This window comes from Aeromonas sp. s4 (genome assembly GCF_040907855.1).
GTDB classification, from domain to species: domain Bacteria; phylum Pseudomonadota; class Gammaproteobacteria; order Enterobacterales; family Aeromonadaceae; genus Aeromonas; species Aeromonas caviae.
Genome location: NZ_JBFOCP010000002.1, coordinates 30,186 through 47,793 on the forward strand (window position 1 = coordinate 30,186; position 17,608 = coordinate 47,793).

The 17,608-nt window shown below is 60.1% G+C and carries 17 protein-coding genes; 9 read left to right on the forward strand and 8 right to left on the reverse strand.

Annotation, left to right across the window (positions count from 1 at the left end):
• Window positions 1-307: 307 nt before the first annotated feature.
• A complete protein-coding gene (locus tag AB5Y89_RS00460; RefSeq protein WP_368222637.1) occupies window positions 308-991 on the forward strand; it encodes a B3/4 domain-containing protein in 684 nt (227 codons plus the stop codon).
• Between the two features lie 216 nt (window positions 992-1,207).
• Here AB5Y89_RS00460 and sugE read toward each other — a convergent pair whose 3' ends face one another.
• A complete protein-coding gene (gene sugE / locus AB5Y89_RS00465) occupies window positions 1,208-1,522 on the reverse strand; it encodes a quaternary ammonium compound efflux SMR transporter SugE (protein WP_041211362.1) in 315 nt (104 codons plus the stop codon).
• A 339-nt stretch (window positions 1,523-1,861) separates the two neighbouring features.
• Between sugE and asd the strand changes: the two genes are divergently transcribed.
• Window positions 1,862-2,974, forward strand: coding sequence for an aspartate-semialdehyde dehydrogenase (gene asd, locus AB5Y89_RS00470; RefSeq protein WP_042016283.1), 1,113 nt, complete (start codon window positions 1,862-1,864; stop codon window positions 2,972-2,974).
• Window positions 2,975-3,090: 116 nt separating this feature from the next.
• Here the strand turns inward: asd and cspD are convergent, their stop codons facing one another.
• Window positions 3,091-3,309 (reverse strand): cold shock-like protein CspD, encoded by a 219-nt coding sequence (cspD, locus tag AB5Y89_RS00475; protein ID WP_010674510.1) that lies wholly within the window; start codon window positions 3,307-3,309, stop codon window positions 3,091-3,093.
• Window positions 3,310-3,537: 228 nt separating this feature from the next.
• On the opposite strand from cspD, the gene clpS reads away from it, so the two are divergent.
• A complete protein-coding gene (clpS, locus tag AB5Y89_RS00480; protein ID WP_005325410.1) occupies window positions 3,538-3,855 on the forward strand; it encodes an ATP-dependent Clp protease adapter ClpS in 318 nt (105 codons plus the stop codon).
• Window positions 3,856-3,915: 60 nt separating this feature from the next.
• Window positions 3,916-6,168: an ATP-dependent Clp protease ATP-binding subunit ClpA gene (gene clpA / locus AB5Y89_RS00485; RefSeq protein ID WP_010674511.1), complete on the forward strand. Its 2,253-nt coding sequence runs from the start codon at window positions 3,916-3,918 to the stop codon at window positions 6,166-6,168.
• A gap of 69 nt (window positions 6,169-6,237) precedes the next feature.
• Here clpA and infA read toward each other — a convergent pair whose 3' ends face one another.
• The 3 genes from infA to aat form a co-directional block, all read right to left on the reverse strand.
• Window positions 6,238-6,456, reverse strand: coding sequence for a translation initiation factor IF-1 (gene infA / locus AB5Y89_RS00490; protein WP_005300033.1), 219 nt, complete (start codon window positions 6,454-6,456; stop codon window positions 6,238-6,240).
• 68 nt (window positions 6,457-6,524) lie between these two features.
• A complete protein-coding gene (locus AB5Y89_RS00495) occupies window positions 6,525-7,241 on the reverse strand; it encodes an arginyltransferase (RefSeq protein WP_010674512.1) in 717 nt (238 codons plus the stop codon).
• Window positions 7,238-7,945: a leucyl/phenylalanyl-tRNA--protein transferase gene (gene aat, locus AB5Y89_RS00500; RefSeq protein WP_368222638.1), complete on the reverse strand. Its 708-nt coding sequence runs from the start codon at window positions 7,943-7,945 to the stop codon at window positions 7,238-7,240. Before aat ends, AB5Y89_RS00495 begins: the two co-directional genes overlap by 4 nt.
• A gap of 17 nt (window positions 7,946-7,962) precedes the next feature.
• Here aat and AB5Y89_RS00505 point away from each other — a divergent pair, with 17 nt between their 5' ends.
• Window positions 7,963-8,433, forward strand: a complete 471-nt coding sequence (locus AB5Y89_RS00505) for a glycine zipper 2TM domain-containing protein (protein WP_041211363.1) — start codon at window positions 7,963-7,965, stop codon at window positions 8,431-8,433.
• A gap of 83 nt (window positions 8,434-8,516) precedes the next feature.
• On the opposite strand, the gene AB5Y89_RS00510 is transcribed toward AB5Y89_RS00505, so the two are convergent.
• From AB5Y89_RS00510 to ald, 3 genes are all read right to left on the reverse strand, one after another.
• Window positions 8,517-9,758 (reverse strand): diguanylate cyclase, encoded by a 1,242-nt coding sequence (locus AB5Y89_RS00510; RefSeq protein WP_029314438.1) that lies wholly within the window; start codon window positions 9,756-9,758, stop codon window positions 8,517-8,519.
• A gap of 58 nt (window positions 9,759-9,816) precedes the next feature.
• The gene (trxB, locus tag AB5Y89_RS00515; RefSeq protein ID WP_010674516.1) at window positions 9,817-10,767 is read right to left on the reverse strand and encodes a thioredoxin-disulfide reductase; all 951 of its coding nucleotides are present in this window, start codon (window positions 10,765-10,767) and stop codon (window positions 9,817-9,819) included.
• 183 nt (window positions 10,768-10,950) lie between these two features.
• On the reverse strand, window positions 10,951-12,066 hold the full coding sequence (ald, locus tag AB5Y89_RS00520; RefSeq protein WP_368222639.1) for an alanine dehydrogenase: 1,116 nt from the start codon (window positions 12,064-12,066) through the stop codon (window positions 10,951-10,953).
• A 150-nt stretch (window positions 12,067-12,216) separates the two neighbouring features.
• Between ald and lrp the strand changes: the two genes are divergently transcribed.
• The 4 genes from lrp to AB5Y89_RS00540 all read left to right on the forward strand — a co-directional run bounded on the left by lrp (window position 12,217) and on the right by AB5Y89_RS00540 (window position 17,493).
• Window positions 12,217-12,708 (forward strand): leucine-responsive transcriptional regulator Lrp, encoded by a 492-nt coding sequence (gene lrp, locus AB5Y89_RS00525; protein ID WP_005300047.1) that lies wholly within the window; start codon window positions 12,217-12,219, stop codon window positions 12,706-12,708.
• Window positions 12,709-12,897: 189 nt separating this feature from the next.
• A complete protein-coding gene (locus AB5Y89_RS00530) occupies window positions 12,898-15,402 on the forward strand; it encodes a DNA translocase FtsK (RefSeq protein WP_041211364.1) in 2,505 nt (834 codons plus the stop codon).
• Window positions 15,403-15,479: 77 nt separating this feature from the next.
• Entirely contained in the window at window positions 15,480-16,088 is a 609-nt protein-coding gene (gene lolA, locus AB5Y89_RS00535) for an outer membrane lipoprotein chaperone LolA (RefSeq protein WP_041215917.1), read from the forward strand.
• A 67-nt stretch (window positions 16,089-16,155) separates the two neighbouring features.
• Window positions 16,156-17,493 (forward strand): replication-associated recombination protein A, encoded by a 1,338-nt coding sequence (locus tag AB5Y89_RS00540; RefSeq protein WP_041211365.1) that lies wholly within the window; start codon window positions 16,156-16,158, stop codon window positions 17,491-17,493.
• The last annotated feature ends 115 nt before the right edge of the window (window positions 17,494-17,608 follow it).

Below are 17,608 nucleotides of genomic sequence, written 5' to 3' on the forward strand. Positions count from 1 at the left end.
TTTGGACGCAGATAATAGCATGAGTGACGGGGAAAGCGGCCAGGGCAATGGTGTGGGCTTGCCCAGGTCTGCATTGGATGGGCGGGGTGTGGTAGTGGGGCCGGGCGGTGCGCTGCGGGGCGGTGATTTTTCATGGGAAAGAGGGTTGGGTCATCAGTTTTACTTAACATAATTAAGATAAAGTAAATTTTATTATGACCCTGTGCCCTTCATCATGACGTCAACCGTTGGCGGGGGAAGGAAAAGAGGGGAAAGCCCGTGCCCGTTCCGCCCCCCCGTCTTGATGAGCCTTGACCAGGAGTGCTGAATGTTCCCGATGATCCCCCGTATCGACCCCGAGATAGCCAGGTTGGCGCCGGGCTTTTGTGCCCTCAGCATCGTGGTGGAAGCCGCCCCCGTGATTGACACCCTGGTGGGGGAGCGTGCCCTGGCCCGGGCATGTGCGGCCCTTGGCACCGACGAGGCCCCCTGGGCCCTTGAACATCTGGCCGCCTGGGATCAGGTGTTCAAGGGGTTTGGCGCCAAGCCTGCCCGCACGCCCTGCTCGGCCCAGGCACTGCGCAAGCGGGTGCTGCGCGATGGCGTCTTGCCCGCCATCGATCCCGTGGTGGATCTCTACAACGCCATCAGCATCGAGTATGCCATTCCCGTGGGCGGGGAGGATCTGGCGGCCTATGTGGGGACGCCGCGCCTGGTGATTGCCGATGGCTGCGAATGCTTTGACACCCTCAGAGAAGGGCTGCCAATCCAGGAGGCACCAGCTCCCGGAGAGGTGGTGTGGCGGGACGATCTCGGCGTCACCTGTCGCCGCTGGAACTGGCGCCAGGGGATCCGCACTCGCCTGAGCCTCTCTTCCCCCCGGATGTGGTTCATTCTGGAGTGTCTGCCGCCGATGCCGCGCACGGCCTTGTGGGAGGCCGGCGACAGGCTGATTGCCGGTCTCACGCAGATGATGCCTGGGGCCCGCATCGAGCAGACGTTGGTGGAGTGATTGAAGGAGCAGACGAAAAGATAAAAGGAGGCACCCCATGCTCGCCCGGGCGGTCATAGGACAGATCTTGCTCGCCATGCCACGTCTGTGCCGCCCGCCTTTCCCCACCGCCTGCGAACACATCAGCAAGCAGAGGAACACAGCAACACGCCGGGCTGACATCGCCCCCTGGAGCTTGCCACGTCGGGGCCGGTGTACCCGGCCCTTTCAGCGCGCCTAACCGATGAATTTCAGACCCAGGATCCCGCCGATGATCAGCAGCAGGCAGAGCACCCGGGCGAGGGTGGCAGGTTCGTTGAACAGCCAGATCCCCATCAGCACTGTGCCGACCGCACCTATGCCGGTCCAGACCGCATAGGCGGTGCCAAGGGGCAGCTGTTTGACCGCCATGGCGAGCAGCAGCACGCTCACGGCCATGGCGATCAGGGTCAGCAGGGTGGGGAGGGGACGGCTGAAACCGTCGGTGTATTTGAGGCCAATGGCCCAGGCGACCTCGAACAGGCCTGCCAACAGCAATAGCAACCAGGACATAAAGCAGATTCCGCAGGAAGCAGGGTCGTCCCTGCGTATCAGGAGGCCTCGGGGCCGTCCCCGAGGGGCAGCGGGGCTGCCGGTCGGTCTCAATGATGCCCCAACTGGAGGCAGGATGCCAACCGGCTGCCCGCAGGTCGGCCAGGCCGACGGATATTGCAGCGAATGGCACAGAATATTGCGCAATTCGACTTGCGCCCGCCGTCACAATCCGTAATGTGGACAGACGCATTTTTTGCAACTCATATATTGTGAATCCCTTGTAAACGGCTGGCGCCAAGGCAAGGGTCACGGGTACCACACACGATTTCTATAAGCAGCTATCCAGGGTAGGACATTATGAAAAAAGTAGGTTTGGTCGGTTGGCGTGGCATGGTGGGTTCGGTCTTGATGAGCCGGATGCAGGAAGAGAAGGATTTTGCCCGCATTCAACCCACCTTCTTCACCACCTCCCAGGCCGGTGAGGCCGCCCCCAATTTTGGTGTCGATGCCGGCACCTTGCAGGACGCCTTCGATCTCGAGGCGCTGGCCGCACAGGACGTCATCATCACCGCCCAGGGCGGCGACTACACCAAGGATGTTTATCCGCGTCTGAAAGCCGCCGGCTGGCAGGGCTACTGGATTGACGCCGCCTCCTCCCTGCGCATGGAGAAGGACGCTGTCATCATCCTGGATCCGGTCAACGGCGACGTCATCGAGGATGCCCTGAACAACGGCATCAAGACCTTCGTTGGCGGCAACTGCACCGTCAGCCTGATGCTGCTGGCCCTGGGTGGCCTGTTCAAGGCCGATCTGGTGGAGTGGGTGAGCGTGGCCACCTATCAGGCGGCCTCCGGTGGTGGTGCCCGCCACATGCGCGAGCTGGTCACCCAGATGGGCATGCTGCGGGATGAAGTGGCGGTGGAGCTGGCGGATCCCGCCTCCGCGATCCTCGACATCGAGCGCAAGATCACCGAGAAGACCCGCTCCGGCACCCTGCCGGTGGACAACTTCGGTGTGCCGCTGGCCGGTGGCCTCATCCCCTGGATCGACACCAAGCTCGACAACGGCCAGAGCCGTGAAGAGTGGAAGGGCCAGGCCGAGACCAACAAGATCCTGGGTATCGAAAACGCCGCCATTCCGGTGGATGGTCTGTGCGTGCGCATCGGCGCCCTGCGCTGCCACAGCCAGGCCTTCACCATCAAGCTGAAAAAAGATGTGCCCTTGGCCGAGATCGAAGCCCTGCTGGCCGCCCACAACGACTGGGTCAAGGTGATCCCCAACGATCGCGACATCACCGCCCGCGAGCTGACCCCGGCTGCCGTTACTGGCACCCTCAGCATCCCGGTGGGTCGTCTGCGCAAGCTCAACATGGGCCCGGAGTACTTGGCCGCCTTTACCGTGGGTGACCAACTGCTGTGGGGCGCCGCCGAGCCGCTGCGCCGCATGCTCAACATCCTGCTGGCCCGCTGAGGTAGCGGCAGCAGGGAACAGGGAAGGCCTTGCCTTTCTTGTTCCCCTCTTCGTGTCTGTCCGTAAAAAAGCGGCATCCCTTGGGATGCCGCTTTTTAATTTATCCAGTTTGACTCTTAGATGTTCTGTGCTTCGTTTGGCACGATGACAGAGGCATGATTTCCTTTCGGCCCCTGCTGCAGTTCAAAGTTGACTGCCTGACCTGCTTTCAAGGTCTTGTAACCTTCCATTTGAATCGTGGAGTAGTGAGCGAAGATGTCTTCACCACCGCCTTCCGGACAGATAAACCCAAATCCTTTTGCGTTGTTGAACCACTTGACTGTTCCGGTTGCCATACATCTACATCCTTTTATTGATTACCCTGAAGTCGTTGAGTAACCTGCGCCAGCCTTATATAACTAGGGCATGACCCCGTAGCAGACGGGCGCCGATTAGCAAGTAACCAATCTAGTCCAACTTTTAAGCGAGTCAAGAAGTTGTTAACAACCGATGTGATCTGGTTAACAAGTCTATTGACAATCTTGAGCGACACGGTAGTAATCTAGAGGTACCAAAGCGCAACTATGAGCAAGCAGAAAGAACTCTTTGCTAATGAGGAGATTGCAGAGGCAGAGAAAACGAAGCTGCAACCGCCACCCATGTACAAGGTCGTCCTGAACAACGACGACTACACACCGATGGAGTTCGTGGTGGAGGTGCTGCAAAGGTTCTTTGGTATGGATCTGGAGAAGGCCACTCAGGTGATGCTGAGCGTGCATTATAGTGGTAAGGGGGTCTGCGGCACATTTACCGCCGAGATTGCCGAGACCAAAGTGGTCCAGGTCAACACCTATTCACGTAACAACGAACATCCACTGCTATGTACCATGGAAAAGGCTTGAATCTGATGACTTGATGGCGATAACGACACCGCATTGTTGCTGTACTGAGGGGAGGTGCCTATGTTGAACAAAGATCTAGAAAAGACGCTGAACGAGGCTTTCAAGCTGGCCCGTGACGAGCGCCACGAATTCATGACCGTCGAGCACCTGTTGTTGGCCCTGCTGGATAACAGCTCAGCCCATGAGGCGCTGAGTTCATGTGGTGCGGATGTGGAACAGATGCGCAAAGAGATCCGCGCCTTCATCAATCAAACGACCCCGCTCATCCCCCGTGACGACGAAGACAGGGAAACCCAGCCGACGCTGGGCTTCCAGCGCGTGCTGCAACGTGCCGTCTTCCATGTCCAGTCGTCCGGCAATACCGAGGTGAGCGGTGCCAATGTCCTGGTCGCCATCTTCAGCGAACAAGAGTCCCAGGCCGCCTATTTCCTGAAAAAAGCCGAAATAAGCCGCCTGGATGTGGTGAACTTCCTGTCCCACGGTGTGCGCAAGGACAACAAGCCCGAGAGTGGTGGTAACAATGCGGAATCTGATGACGAGGTATCCTCTGCCCAGATAGAAAGCTTTGCCACCAACCTCAACCAGCTGGTGCTGGAGGGGCGTATCGACCCGCTCATCGGCCGTGATCAGGAGCTCAATCGCACCATTCAGGTATTGTGCCGCCGTCGCAAGAACAACCCCTTGCTAGTCGGGGAAGCCGGGGTGGGCAAGACCGCCATCGCCGAAGGGCTTGCCTACCGTATCGTCAAGGGGGATGTGCCCGAGGTGATTGCGGGTAGCACCATCTACTCCCTGGACATGGGCTCTCTGCTGGCGGGCACCAAGTATCGTGGTGACTTCGAGAAGCGCCTCAAGGTGCTGCTCAAGCAGATCGAACGTCAGGAGGGGGCCATCCTCTTCATCGACGAGATCCACACCATCATTGGCGCTGGTGCGGCTTCCGGTGGCCAGCTGGATGCGGCCAACCTCATCAAGCCGCTGCTCTCCAATGGTTTGCTGCGCTGCGTGGGCTCCACCACCTACCAAGAATATGCCCAGATCTTCGAGAAGGACAGGGCTCTGGCTCGTCGCTTCCAGAAGATCGACATCGTCGAACCCACAGTAGACGACACCACTCGCATTCTGATGGGACTCAAGAGCCGTTATGAGTCTCACCATGGCGTGCGTTACACCGTCAAGGCGATCCGGGCGGCGGTGGAGCTTTCCGCCAAGTACATCAATGATCGCCATCTGCCTGACAAGGCCATCGACGTCATCGACGAAGCGGGTGCAGGGCAACGCCTCTTGCCCGTCAGCAAGCGCAAGAAGGTGATCAATGTGCCGGAAATCGAGGCCATTGTTGCCAAGATTGCTCGTATTCCCGAGAAATCTGTCTCCTCCTCCGACAAGGAGGTGCTGAAGAATCTGGAGCGCAATCTCAAGATGGTGGTGTTCGGGCAGGACAAGGCCATCGAGGTGCTGACCGATGCCATTCGGTTGTCACGTTCAGGTCTTGGCAACGAACGCCGACCTGTGGGCTGTTTCCTGTTTGCTGGCCCGACCGGGGTGGGCAAGACCGAAGTGACCCAGCAACTTGGCAAGGCGCTCGGGGTCGAGGTATTGCGATTTGACATGTCGGAATACATGGAACGCCATACCGTGTCCCGGTTGATCGGGGCTCCTCCCGGTTACGTGGGATTCGAGCAGGGAGGGCTGTTGACCGACTCCGTCCTCAAGCATCCGCACTCCGTCGTGCTGCTTGACGAGATCGAGAAGGCGCACCCGGATGTCTTCAACCTGCTGCTGCAGGTGATGGACAACGGTACCCTGACGGACAACAACGGGCGCAAGGCAGATTTTCGCAATGTGATCCTGGTGATGACCACCAACGCAGGGGTTCAGGAAACCCAGCGCAAGTCCATCGGCTTCCAGCAGCAGGACATGAGCCACGATGCCATGGCGGTGATCAACAAGACGTTCAGTCCGGAGTTCCGCAACCGGCTCGATCACACCATCTGGTTCAACCATCTCGACATGGGAGTGATCCATCAGGTGGTCGACAAGTTCATCGTCGAGCTGCAGGTTCAGCTGGATGCCAAGGGCGTTTCACTGGAGGTGTCTGAAGAGGCGCGCCACTGGTTGGCAGAGAAAGGGTATGACAGGGCAATGGGAGCAAGACCCATGGGCCGGGTCATTCAGGAGCACCTCAAGAAGCCCCTGGCCAACGAGATCCTGTTCGGTTCCCTGGTCGATGGCGGCATTGTGAAGGTCGAGCTGGTGAACAACAGCCTCAGCTTTGATTTTCAGGTCAACGTTGAAGCTGTCTCTCACTGACTGTGAGCAAGGCCGGAAATGACAAAAAACCCCAACCGAGAGGCTGGGGTTTTTTGCTGAATTCCTGGCTTAGCGAGAGCGGAAAACAATACGTCCCTTGGAGAGATCGTACGGAGTCAGAGCCACCGTTACTTTGTCCCCAGTCAGGATACGGATGTAGTTTTTGCGCATCTTGCCGGAAATATGAGCGATAACCACGTGACCATTTTCCAGTTCCACACGGAACATGGTATTGGGCAAGGTTTCGAGAATGGTACCCTGCATCTCAATACTGTCTTCTTTAGCCATTGAATCCTCTTGATAAGCCACAACAAAAAACCGCTGGATCATGCCGGATTTAAGGCTATGTGTAAAGTTTACTCGGGCTTGGTGTCGATTTTTTTCCATTCGCCCTGTACCAGCAGCTCATGGGGCAGGTATTGGCGCTTGTAATTCATCTTGCGGCACTCCTCCACCAGATACCCCAGATAGAGCCACTGACGACCGGTACGTCTGGCCAGTTCCAACTGGCTCAGGATGGCGAAGGTGCCGAGCGACCGGTCGGCATAGTCGGGGTCGAAGAAGGTGTACATGGCGCTCAGAGAGTGGGGAAGCAGGTCCGTGGTGGCCACGCCGATGAGGCGTCCCTCCTTGCGCATCTCCAGATAGAGGGGGGGCATCCAGTCGCAGTGCAGGAACCCCTTGTATTGGGTCCGGCTCGGTGGATACATGCTGCCATCCCGATGACGCTCACGGATATAGCGTTCATAGAGCTGGTAATACTCGGGCTTGTCGTCATAGCTCAGTACGAGCTCGAGATCCCGGTTCAACTGGCGGATGCGTTTCTGCCCACGGCTCGGGGTGAAGCGTTCACTGTGTATGCGCAAGGATTGACAGGCGCTGCAGGCGGGGCAGTGAGGACGATAGATGTCGTTGCCACTGCGCCGGAATCCTGCCGTCAGCAGCCGTTCGTACCCGGCGGCGTTGAGCAGTTCATGGTCCATCAGGACCAGCAACTGCTCCTGCTCGTGACCGAGGTAGCTGCACGGGTGCCTGGGGGTCAGCCCGACCTTGAGGATCACTTCTTCACTCATAGGCTGATTCTCCTCGGTTGCCAGCATCCCTCTTGCAACGGTTGCCGGGTCAGGGTGGCCAGGGTGGTCAGAAAGCGCTGCCTTGGCCACTCCTGAACGCCCAGTGTGGCCAGAAAGTCGTTTTGCATCTGGCAGTCGATGAGGGCACCGCCGTGCCCTGCAAAGTTGCGACAGAGGGCCACCATGGCCAGTTTGGCGCCATTGTCGATGCGGCTGAACATGGATTCACCACAAAAGAGTCGGCCCAGGGAGAGGCCATAGAGACCTGCCTGCAACTGATCATCCTGCCAGATCTCGATGGAGTGGGCATGACCGAGGCGATGAAGGCGCCGATAGGCGTCGATCATGGGGGCACTTATCCAGGTGCCGCTGGCGGTGCGACGGGGGGCGGCGCAGGCTGCAATGACGTCATCAAAGGCGCGATTGATGTAAATCTCGAAGGGGGTGCGGCGCAAACACTTCTGCAGGCTGCGGCCGATGTGGAGTTCCTCGGGCACGATGACTCCCCTGGGATCCGGTGACCACCACAGCAGTGGCTGATGGGGTTCATTCCATGGAAAGATCCCGCTGTGGTAAGCTGCCAGCAATCGAGCGGGGGAGAGATCTCCCCCAATCGCGAGCAGCCCGTTGGGCTCTTCCAGCGCATGGCTGGGGGAGGGAAACCAGCACAGCTCATCATCCAGTTCGGTAAGATAGCGAGACATAAGGCAGAGGTTCATAGATGAAGGCCATTATCCTGATAGTATCCAGCTTGCTTGGCTTTGTCACGGCACCGGCCTGGAGTGCGGTGTATGAACGCAACACGGCGCGTCCGGTGGAGCAGGTGGTCTTCGGCCAGGTGGATGCGGTGCGCAACATCACCCAGCGCCAGATGGTGGAATCAGAGCATTCCGGCTGGAAAACTCTGGGAGGGGCCGTGCTTGGCGGGCTGCTCGGCAACCAGTTTGGCGGTGGGCACGGGCGGGAGATTGCCACTGCGGTCGGGGCACTGGCGGGAGCGGCGGCGGTGCAGCAGTTTCAGTCAGGGGGCAGCGTGGTGGAGAACAAGCTGGTGGAGCTGCTGATCCGCAACGAGCAGAACGGGCTCATCAACGTGATCCAAGATTACGATCCGGCCATGGTCTTTGCGCAGGGCGACAAGGTGCGCATCCTCTATTTCAGCGATGGGGTGCGGGTCGACAAGACCTATTGAACGGTGAAGAAGGGATTGACCCGGCGGCCGCCACACAAGGGGCGCCGGGCGGTACTACACGGAGTGCCTCTGCTGATGCTTGCTCAGACGTCCTGACAGACTATCTTGTCTCGCCCGGTATTCTTTGCCTGATACAACTGGCGATCTGCCTCGCTCAGCGCCTCGTCCATGGAGAGCCGCCCGACATTGATGACGCCGAAACTGGCGCGTACAAAGAGCGATATCTCCCGGGACAGCGGTTGCTGGCGCATTTGCAGACGAAGCCCTTCCAGTCGCTTGAGCAGCACGGGAACGGGGCAGTGGGGCACCATCAGGGCAAATTCTTCACCACCGAATCGGGCTATCATGGCATCCGGGAAGAACTGGGTGAGCAGCCTGGCCAGATGACAGAGCAGCTGATCGCCGATGGCATGCCCCCAGTGATCATTGACCTGCTTGAAGTGATCCACATCGAGCACGCACAGGGAGAGCTGCGCCTGATGGCGCTGATGCTCCTCGAACCACTTTTGACCCTCGTTGAACCAGTAGCGTCTGTTGTAAAGTCCGGTCAGGTAGTCTCGGTTGGCCGATTCCTGGATGTTGTTGAACTGCTCAAGGGCCTCCAGGTTGTGGCTGACCCGGCACTGCAGCTCCTCGGGTTCAAAGGGCTGATTGAGAAAATCATTCGCCCCTTGCTTGAGGTAGCGTGCCGAGAGGCCGTGTTTGTCCGATACCGAGATGCCGATGATGGCGAGCTGCTGCTTGCTGTAGCGCTCGCGCAGCATTCGCACCAGGCTGATGCCATCGATCTCCGGCATGTAGTAGTCCACCAGCATCAGGCGAATGGCGGGGTGCTGCTCGAGCTGCGCCAGCGCATCGCGTGCTGAATTGGCCTCGTGCACCTGCAACAACTGCTTGCGCAACTGGGCCGCGGTGCGGTGACGGGAGGTGCGTGAATCGTCGACCACCAAGACTTCGATGGCCTGGTTGAGGTAGAGGCGGTGCACCAGACCGACGGCATATTGCAGGGAGTGACGTGAATCCTTCATCACATAGTCCAGCACCCCGGCCTCCAGCCAGGCTTCCCGCTTCTCTTCGCTGATGTCGGCCGTCAGGATCACCACCGGCAGCCCACGCTCCCTCAGCACATTGACAGCCTCTCCGCCGGGGGCGTCCGGCAGGGTGAGATCCACCAGGGCGACCACATAATCTTCCCCATGGCAATCGCGAGCCCCTTCAAGGGTATCGAAGGCGTCGATTTCCAGCCCGGTCTGCTGCGCAATGGCCTGGGTCAGCATGCGGCGTACCGTCAGGCTGTCTTCCACTATCATTATTTTTCGTTTCATCCTGCTCCTTGCAATAAAAAAGGGCATGCCAACTGGCATGCCCTTTATATCCTTCCGATTATTGTGCGTCCAGATATCGCTCTGCATCGAGGGCGGCCATGCAGCCGGTCCCTGCGGAGGTGATCGCCTGGCGGTAGACGTGATCGGCCACGTCGCCGGCGGCGAACACGCCCGGGATGCTGGTCTGGGTTGCGAACCCTTCCAGCCCGCCACGTACCTTCAGATAGCCGTTTTCCATCGCCAGCTGCCCTTCAAAGATCTGGGTGTTGGGCTGGTGACCGATGGCGATGAAGACCCCCATCAGCGGCAGCTCGGAGGTGGTGTCATCCCGGGTGCTGCGCAGGCGCACGCCGGTGACGCCCATGTCGTCACCCAGTACTTCGTCCAGGGTCTGATGGGTGTGCAGGACGATATTGCCGCTCTCGACCTTGTCGTTGAGGCGCTTGATCAGGATCTTCTCGGCGCGGAACTCGTCGCGGCGATGGATGAGGTGCACCTTCTTGGCGATGTTGGCCAGATAGAGTGCCTCTTCCACGGCGGTGTTGCCGCCGCCGACCACGGCGACTTCCTGGTTGCGGTAGAAGAAGCCGTCACAGGTGGCGCAGGCGGAGACGCCGCGGCCCTTGAAGGCCTCTTCGGAGGGCAGACCCAGGTATTTGGCGGAGGCGCCGGTGGCGAGGATCAGCGCATCGCAGGTGTATTCCCCGTTGTCGCCCTTGAGGCGGAAGGGACGCTCGGTCAGCGTCACTTCATTGATGTGATCAAAGAGGATGCGGGTATCGAACTTCTCTGCATGCTCTTTCATGCGCTCCATCAGGGCCGGGCCGGTCAGCCCTTCCGCGTCCCCTGGCCAGTTTTCCACTTCGGTGGTGGTGGTCAGCTGACCACCTTGCTGCATGCCGGTGATGAGCAGGGGATTGAGGTTGGCGCGAGCGGCATAGACGGCCGCAGTGTAACCTGCCGGACCGGATCCCAGGATCAGCAGTTTGCTGTGAGTGACTTGGCTCATGATGTGATTTCCGAGACGTGATGAGTTTGCGCGATTGTAGGTAATTCGTGATCCGTGGTCAAAGGCCAGCGCATCGATTGGGGCAATCGCCAACAAGAGGGGTGAGCCGGGGATGGCAGGCATAAAAAAACCGCCCATCGCGGGCGGATTTTCACTCATCTACCTTCCTTTGCAGGGACGCGATCAGTTCAGCAGGGTCAGGGGATCCGTGTAAGCCAGGTTGTGGGCCACGGCAACCTCCTTGCAGGTGATTTTGCCCGCCATCACGTTCAGGCCGTGCAACAGGTGGGGATCGGCGAGCAGAGCGTTGCGATAGCCCTGTTCGGCCAGCTTGATGATGAAGGGGAGGGTGGCGTTGTTCAGGGCCACGGTGGAGGTCCGTGCCACGGCCCCCGGCATGTTTGCCACGCAGTAGTGCACCACATCGTCGACGATGAAGGTGGGATCTTCATGGGTGGTGGCATGGGAGGTCTCGACACAGCCGCCCTGGTCGATGGCCACGTCTACGATGGCCGCACCGGGTTTCATGCGAGCAATGTGGTCACGGCTGACAAGTTTTGGCGCAGTGGCGCCAGGCACCAGCACGCCGCCGATGACCAGGTCCGCCGCCAGCAGATGGCGCTCCAGGGTCTCGCGGTTTGAGTAGACCACCTTGGCAGCCCCCTGGAACTCGCTGTCGAGACGGCGCAGGGTATCGACGTTGTTGTCGAGGATGGTGACGTCGGCACGCAGGCCGACGGCCATGCGGGCTGCGTTGGAGCCCACCACACCACCACCGATGATCACCACCTTGGCCGGTTCCACGCCGGGCACACCACCGAGCAGCACGCCGCTGCCGCCACGGGATTTCTCCAGTGCCTGGGCACCGGCCTGAATAGACATGCGTCCGGCCACTTCCGACATGGGGGCCAGCAGGGGCAGACCGCCACGACCGTCTGTGACGGTTTCATAGGCGATGCAGACGGCACCACTGTCGATGAGATCCTGGGTTTGGGCCAGGTCCGGCGCCAGATGCAGATAGGTAAAGAGGGTCTGGCCGGGACGCAGCATGGCCCGTTCCACTGCCTGGGGTTCCTTGACCTTGACGATCATCTCCGCCTTGGCGAAAACTTCGGCAGCGGAGGCCAGGATCTCGGCTCCGGCAGCCAGATAATCTGCGTCACTGAACCCAATGCCATTTCCTGCGCCGCTTTGGACGAAAACAGTATGGTTTCGTGCTGTCAGTTCACGTACACTGGCCGGAACCATGCCTACGCGATATTCATGGTTTTTTATTTCCTTAGGTACACCGATAATCATGCTATCCCTCGTCTATCGATTGGTGGTTTATGTTGCCTAGATGTTAAGCGACATTTGCGCCTAGTATATTCAGGTATTGACAGGATTTGTGACCATTATTATAAAATGACTGGTGATTCTTACCAAAAAATAGCCAAAGGATGGAATTAAATGATGGAAGCTAAGAGTCGGCTAAAGGATTTGGACAGGATTGACCGCAACATTCTGAATGAACTGCAAAAGGATGGCAGGATTTCGAACGTTGAGTTGTCCAAACGAGTTGGCCTGAGTCCCACACCGTGTCTGGAACGGGTTCGTCGCCTGGAGCGACAAGGGTATATCGAAGGATATGCCGCCATTCTGAACCCTCATTATCTGGACGCGTCTCTGCTGGTGTTCGTGGAAATTACCCTCAATCGTGGCGCCCCCGATGTGTTCGAGCAGTTCAACAAGGCTGTTCAGGTGCTCGAAGAGATCCAGGAGTGCCATCTGGTGTCCGGTGATTTCGACTATCTGCTCAAGACCCGCGTCAGCGACATGTCCGCTTACCGCCGCCTGCTGGGTGAAACCCTGCTGCGTCTGCCGGGCGTCAACGACACCCGCACCTACGTGGTGATGGAAGAGGTCAAACAGAGCAGTCGTCTGGTGATCAGCACCCGATAAGCGGGGTTGTGCTGTGACTTGCAAGTTCCATGACGAGTCACGATAGTCAGAAACGAGCGGCCGGTCCGCTCGTTTCTTCTTATAGAGAGTTTCAGGCCCGCCCTCAGGCACTGGCTGACAATCGGTGGGCTTTTCAGGGATACTAGGCCCCCTATCCCCGCATTCATGTTTTCACAAAGGAGCCGGAGTTTGGCCGATAAAAAGCTGTTTACTCCTTTATCAGGTACACAACGGATCTTCGAGGCCGTCTTGATCGCCATCACCCTGATGGCTGCCTATCTTTTGCTTGCCCTGCTGACCTACCATCCCGCCGATCCCGGCTGGTCGCAAACCTCCTGGCAAGGGGAGGTGAAGAACCTCGCGGGCAGCGCCGGTGCCTGGCTCGCCGACATCACCATGTTTACCTTCGGGGCCTTCTCCTATCTAGTGCCCCCTCTGGTGGTGCTGCTTGGCTGGAGCCTGTTCTGGCGCCCGAGCAAGCTGCTGGAAGTGGATTACCTCACCCTGTCGGTACGGATCATCGGCTTCGTGCTGACGGTGCTCGGCATGTCCGCCATCGCCAGCATGAACTTCAACGACTTGCAGAACTTTTCCGCCGGCGGCCTGGTGGGGGATGTGATCGCCTCCGCCGTGGTGCCGCTGTTTGGCGGCGTGGGGGCCAACCTGATGCTGCTCTGCTTCGTGGCGACCGGCATCACCCTCTTTACCGGCTGGTCCTGGCTCACCATTGTCGAGCGCATCGGTGCCGCCTGCACCGGCTCTGTCAGCGCCATCTACCATTTCCCCACCACCCTGGGCCGCTGGCTCACCGGTGGCTGGCGCCAGCCCCGCTATGAGGGGCCGGATCCCCTGCTGGAAGGGGGCGTAGGCAGCTTCGATCAGGAAGAGGATGACGAAGACCCCCACGGCAGCTGGACACGCAACCCCAAGGCGAAGAATCGCGCTCAAAAGACAAAAGCTGACGAATGGCTGCCGGAGCTTGACGAAGACACCTTCCAGTTCGATCCGCAGTTTGACGACGAAGAGGACGAGGCTCCGGCGCCTGCCGCCAAGGGCAAGCGTGTGGCCAATGGCCGTCCGCGTCCCGCCGTGCGCCAGGAAGAAGATGACCTCGACTTGCCCTGGGCGGAGGGGGATGACGAACCCGATGCTCCCGTTGCCGCTGCGCCGGTGAAAGCCAAGCGACGTCCCCAGCCCGGTCTGGCCCCTTTGCCAAGCATCGATCTGCTGGACAGACCGCCCGCCAAGACCCAGATGATGAGCAAGGACGAGCTGGAGCGCATGGGCCGGCTGGTGGAGGCGAAGCTCGCCGATTACAACGTGCAGGCCAAGGTGGTGGGCGTCTATCCCGGTCCCGTCATTACCCGCTTCGAACTGGACCTGGCGCCGGGCATGAAGGCGAGCAAGATCACCAATCTTTCCCGGGATCTCGCCCGTTCTCTCTCTGCCAGCAGCGTGCGGGTGGTGGAAGTGATCCCGGGCAAGACGTTCGTCGGGATCGAGCTGCCCAACCGGGTACGCCAGACCGTCTACCTGCGGGAAACCCTCGACTGCGAGGCGTTCGCGGCCAGCCGCAATCCGCTCACCATGGGGCTGGGTCAGGACATCGCGGGGGAACCCGTGGTGGTGAACCTCGCCAAGATGCCTCACCTGCTGGTGGCCGGTACCACGGGCTCGGGCAAGTCGGTGGGGGTGAACACCATGATCATCTCCATGCTCTACAAATCCTCCCCCGAGGATCTGCGCTTCATCATGATCGACCCCAAGATGCTGGAGCTCTCGGTCTATGAAGGCATTCCGCATCTGCTGACCGAGGTGGTCACCGACATGAAGGATGCCGCCAACGCCCTGCGCTGGTGCGTAGGCGAGATGGAGCGTCGTTACAAGCTGATGTCCGCGGTCGGGGTGCGCAACCTCAAGGGGTACAACGACAAGGTGCTGGCCGCCATCGAGGCGGGGGATCCCCTGGTCGACCCCCTGTGGCGTCCGGGCGACTCCATGGATCAGATGCCGCCGGAGCTGGAAAAACTGCCCCACATCGTGGTGGTGGTGGACGAGTTCGCCGACATGATGATGATCGTCGGCAAGAAGGTGGAGGAGCTTATCGCCCGTATCGCCCAGAAGGCGCGGGCGGCTGGTATTCACCTTATCCTCGCGACCCAGCGTCCGTCGGTGGATGTCATTACCGGCCTCATCAAGGCCAACATCCCGACCCGTATCTCCTTCCAGGTGTCGAGCAAGATCGATTCGCGCACCATCCTGGACCAGGGGGGCGCCGAATCCCTGCTCGGCATGGGTGACATGCTCTACATGCCTGCCGGCACCTCCAACCCCACCCGTGTCCACGGTGCCTTCGTCGATGACCACGAGGTACACAAGGTGGTGGCGGACTGGAAACTGCGTGGCGAGCCGGATTACATCGACGAGATCCTCTCCGGCGAGTCGGACGGCGAGGGCGGCGGTGGCGACTTCGGCGGGGGCGGCGATGAAGAGCTCGATCCCCTGTTCGACGAGGCGGTGGCCTTCGTGGTGGAATCCCGCCGTGGCTCCACCTCCAGCGTCCAGCGCAAGTTCAAGATCGGTTACAACCGGGCGGCCCGTCTCATCGAGCAGATGGAAAACCAGGGCATCGTCAGCGCCCCGGGTGGCAACGGCCAGCGCGACGTGCTGGCTCCGCCGCCGGTTCGTGACTAAGCCTAACTCCTGTATCATTCTGGCCATGCCCTCTGCGGGCGTGGCCTTTTATCGAGAACCTCCCTATGAAGAGCCTGATGAAAAAACAACTGTTGATGGGTTCCATTCTGCTGGTTGCCAGCAGCCAGGTATGGGCCGATGCGGCCAGCGATCTCAAGGAGAAGCTCTCCTCCGTCAATGTCTTCTCCGCGACGTTTGCCCAGACCGTTTATGACAGCAAGGGCAAGGAGCTGCAAAAGGCGAGCGGCTCCCTGCTGGTGCAGCGACCCAACCGCTTCAACTGGCACACTACCTCCCCGGACGAGAGTCTGATCGTGGCCGATGGCAAGGATGTGTGGGTGTACGATCCCTTCGTCGAGCAGGTCACCGCCCTCAAGATGAAGGATGCGGTGCTCAACACCCCCTTCGTGCTCATCGCGGGCAACGACAACAGCCTCTGGAAGAACTATGACGTGACCCAGGAAGGGGATGTCTATACCGTCACCAGCCGCAACAAGGACGAGCTGATCGCCTCCTTTCGCATCACCTTCGACCGTCAGAACAACATCAGTCGCTTCGACGTGAAAGAGGCCCAGGGCCAGTGGAGCGAGTTCGTCTTAAGTGGTTTTGATCGCAAGCCGGTGCTCAAGGGCAACGAATTTGTCTTCAAGATCCCGAAGGGGGTCGAGCTGGACGACCAGCGCTGATGAGCCAGCCGTTACCGGCGTTATCGTCTGACCGGGTGTTGTTTATGACCGATCAGATGCAAGGTCAATGCAGATGAGCAATTTATCCCTGGATTTCTCCTCGGACTTTCGTCCGCTTGCGGCCCGGATGCGGCCGCAAACCCTCGAGCAGTACATCGGCCAGCAGCATATCCTGGGGCCGGACAAGCCCCTGCGAAAAGCGATCCTGGCGGGGCACTGCCACTCCATGATCCTCTGGGGGCCCCCCGGCACCGGCAAGACCACGCTGGCAGAACTGGTTGCCCACTACTGCCAGGCGGAGGTGGAGCGGCTCTCGGCGGTCACCTCCGGCATCAAGGAGATCCGCGCGGCCCTCGACAAGGCGAAGGAGAACGGCTGGCGCGGGGTGCGCACCATCCTGTTCGTGGATGAAGTCCACCGCTTCAACAAGAGCCAGCAGGATGTCTTCCTGCCCCACATCGAAGACGGCACCATCACCTTCATCGGCGCCACCACCGAGAACCCCTCGTTCGAGCTCAACAATGCGCTGCTCTCCCGGGCCCGGGTCTATCTGCTCAAGAGGCTGGAGGAGCAGGACATCCTCGCCATGATCGATCAGGCGATGCAGGACCCGCGCGGTCTCAATGACCCTAGCCTGCGCTTTGCCCCCGGGGCCAAGGAGGCGCTGGCGAAAGCCGTGGACGGGGACGGGCGCAAGTCTCTGAACTATCTGGAGCTCCTGGCCGACATGGCCGAGGCCGACAGCTCAGGGGCGCGGGTGATCGACAGTACCCTGCTCGCCGCCGTGGTGGGAGAGCACGTGGCCCGTTTCGACAAGGGCGGCGATCACTTCTACGACCTCATCTCGGCGGTGCACAAGTCCATTCGCGGCTCGGCGCCGGATGCGGCCCTCTACTGGTATGCCCGCATGGTGAGCGCCGGCTGCGATCCCCTCTACATCGCCCGCCGCTTGCTGGCCATTGCCTCGGAAGACGTGGGCAACGCCGATCCCCGTGCCATGCAGGTGGCGCTCTCGGCCTGGGACTGCTTCCATCGCATCGGCCCGGCGGAAGGGGAGCGGGCCATCGCCCAGGCCATCGTCTACCTCGCCTGCGCCCCCAAGAGCAATGCGGTCTACACCGCCTGGAAGGCGGCGCTTCATGACGCCAAGAACCTGCCGGACTTCGAGGTGCCGCCGCACCTTCGCAATGCCCCTACCAAGCTCATGAGCGAGCTGGGCTACGGCGCCGAGTATCGCTACGCCCACGACGAGCCGGGGGCCTATGCCGCCGGCGAGCAGTACTTCCCCCCGGAGCTTGCCGGCAAGCAGTACTATCAGCCCACCGAGCGGGGGCTTGAGAAGCAGATAGCCCAGAAGCTCGACTATCTGCATGAGCTGGACAAGCAGAGTCCGCGCAAGCGATAGGAAAGACCTTCAAGCCCCTTGCCCGGAAAGCGCACGGCAGGGTTATCAGGGGAGGGGGGCCCGGCAAAAACGGGCGCAATAGTCCCTGTTCGGGCGGGGGGGCGGTCTGCTACAC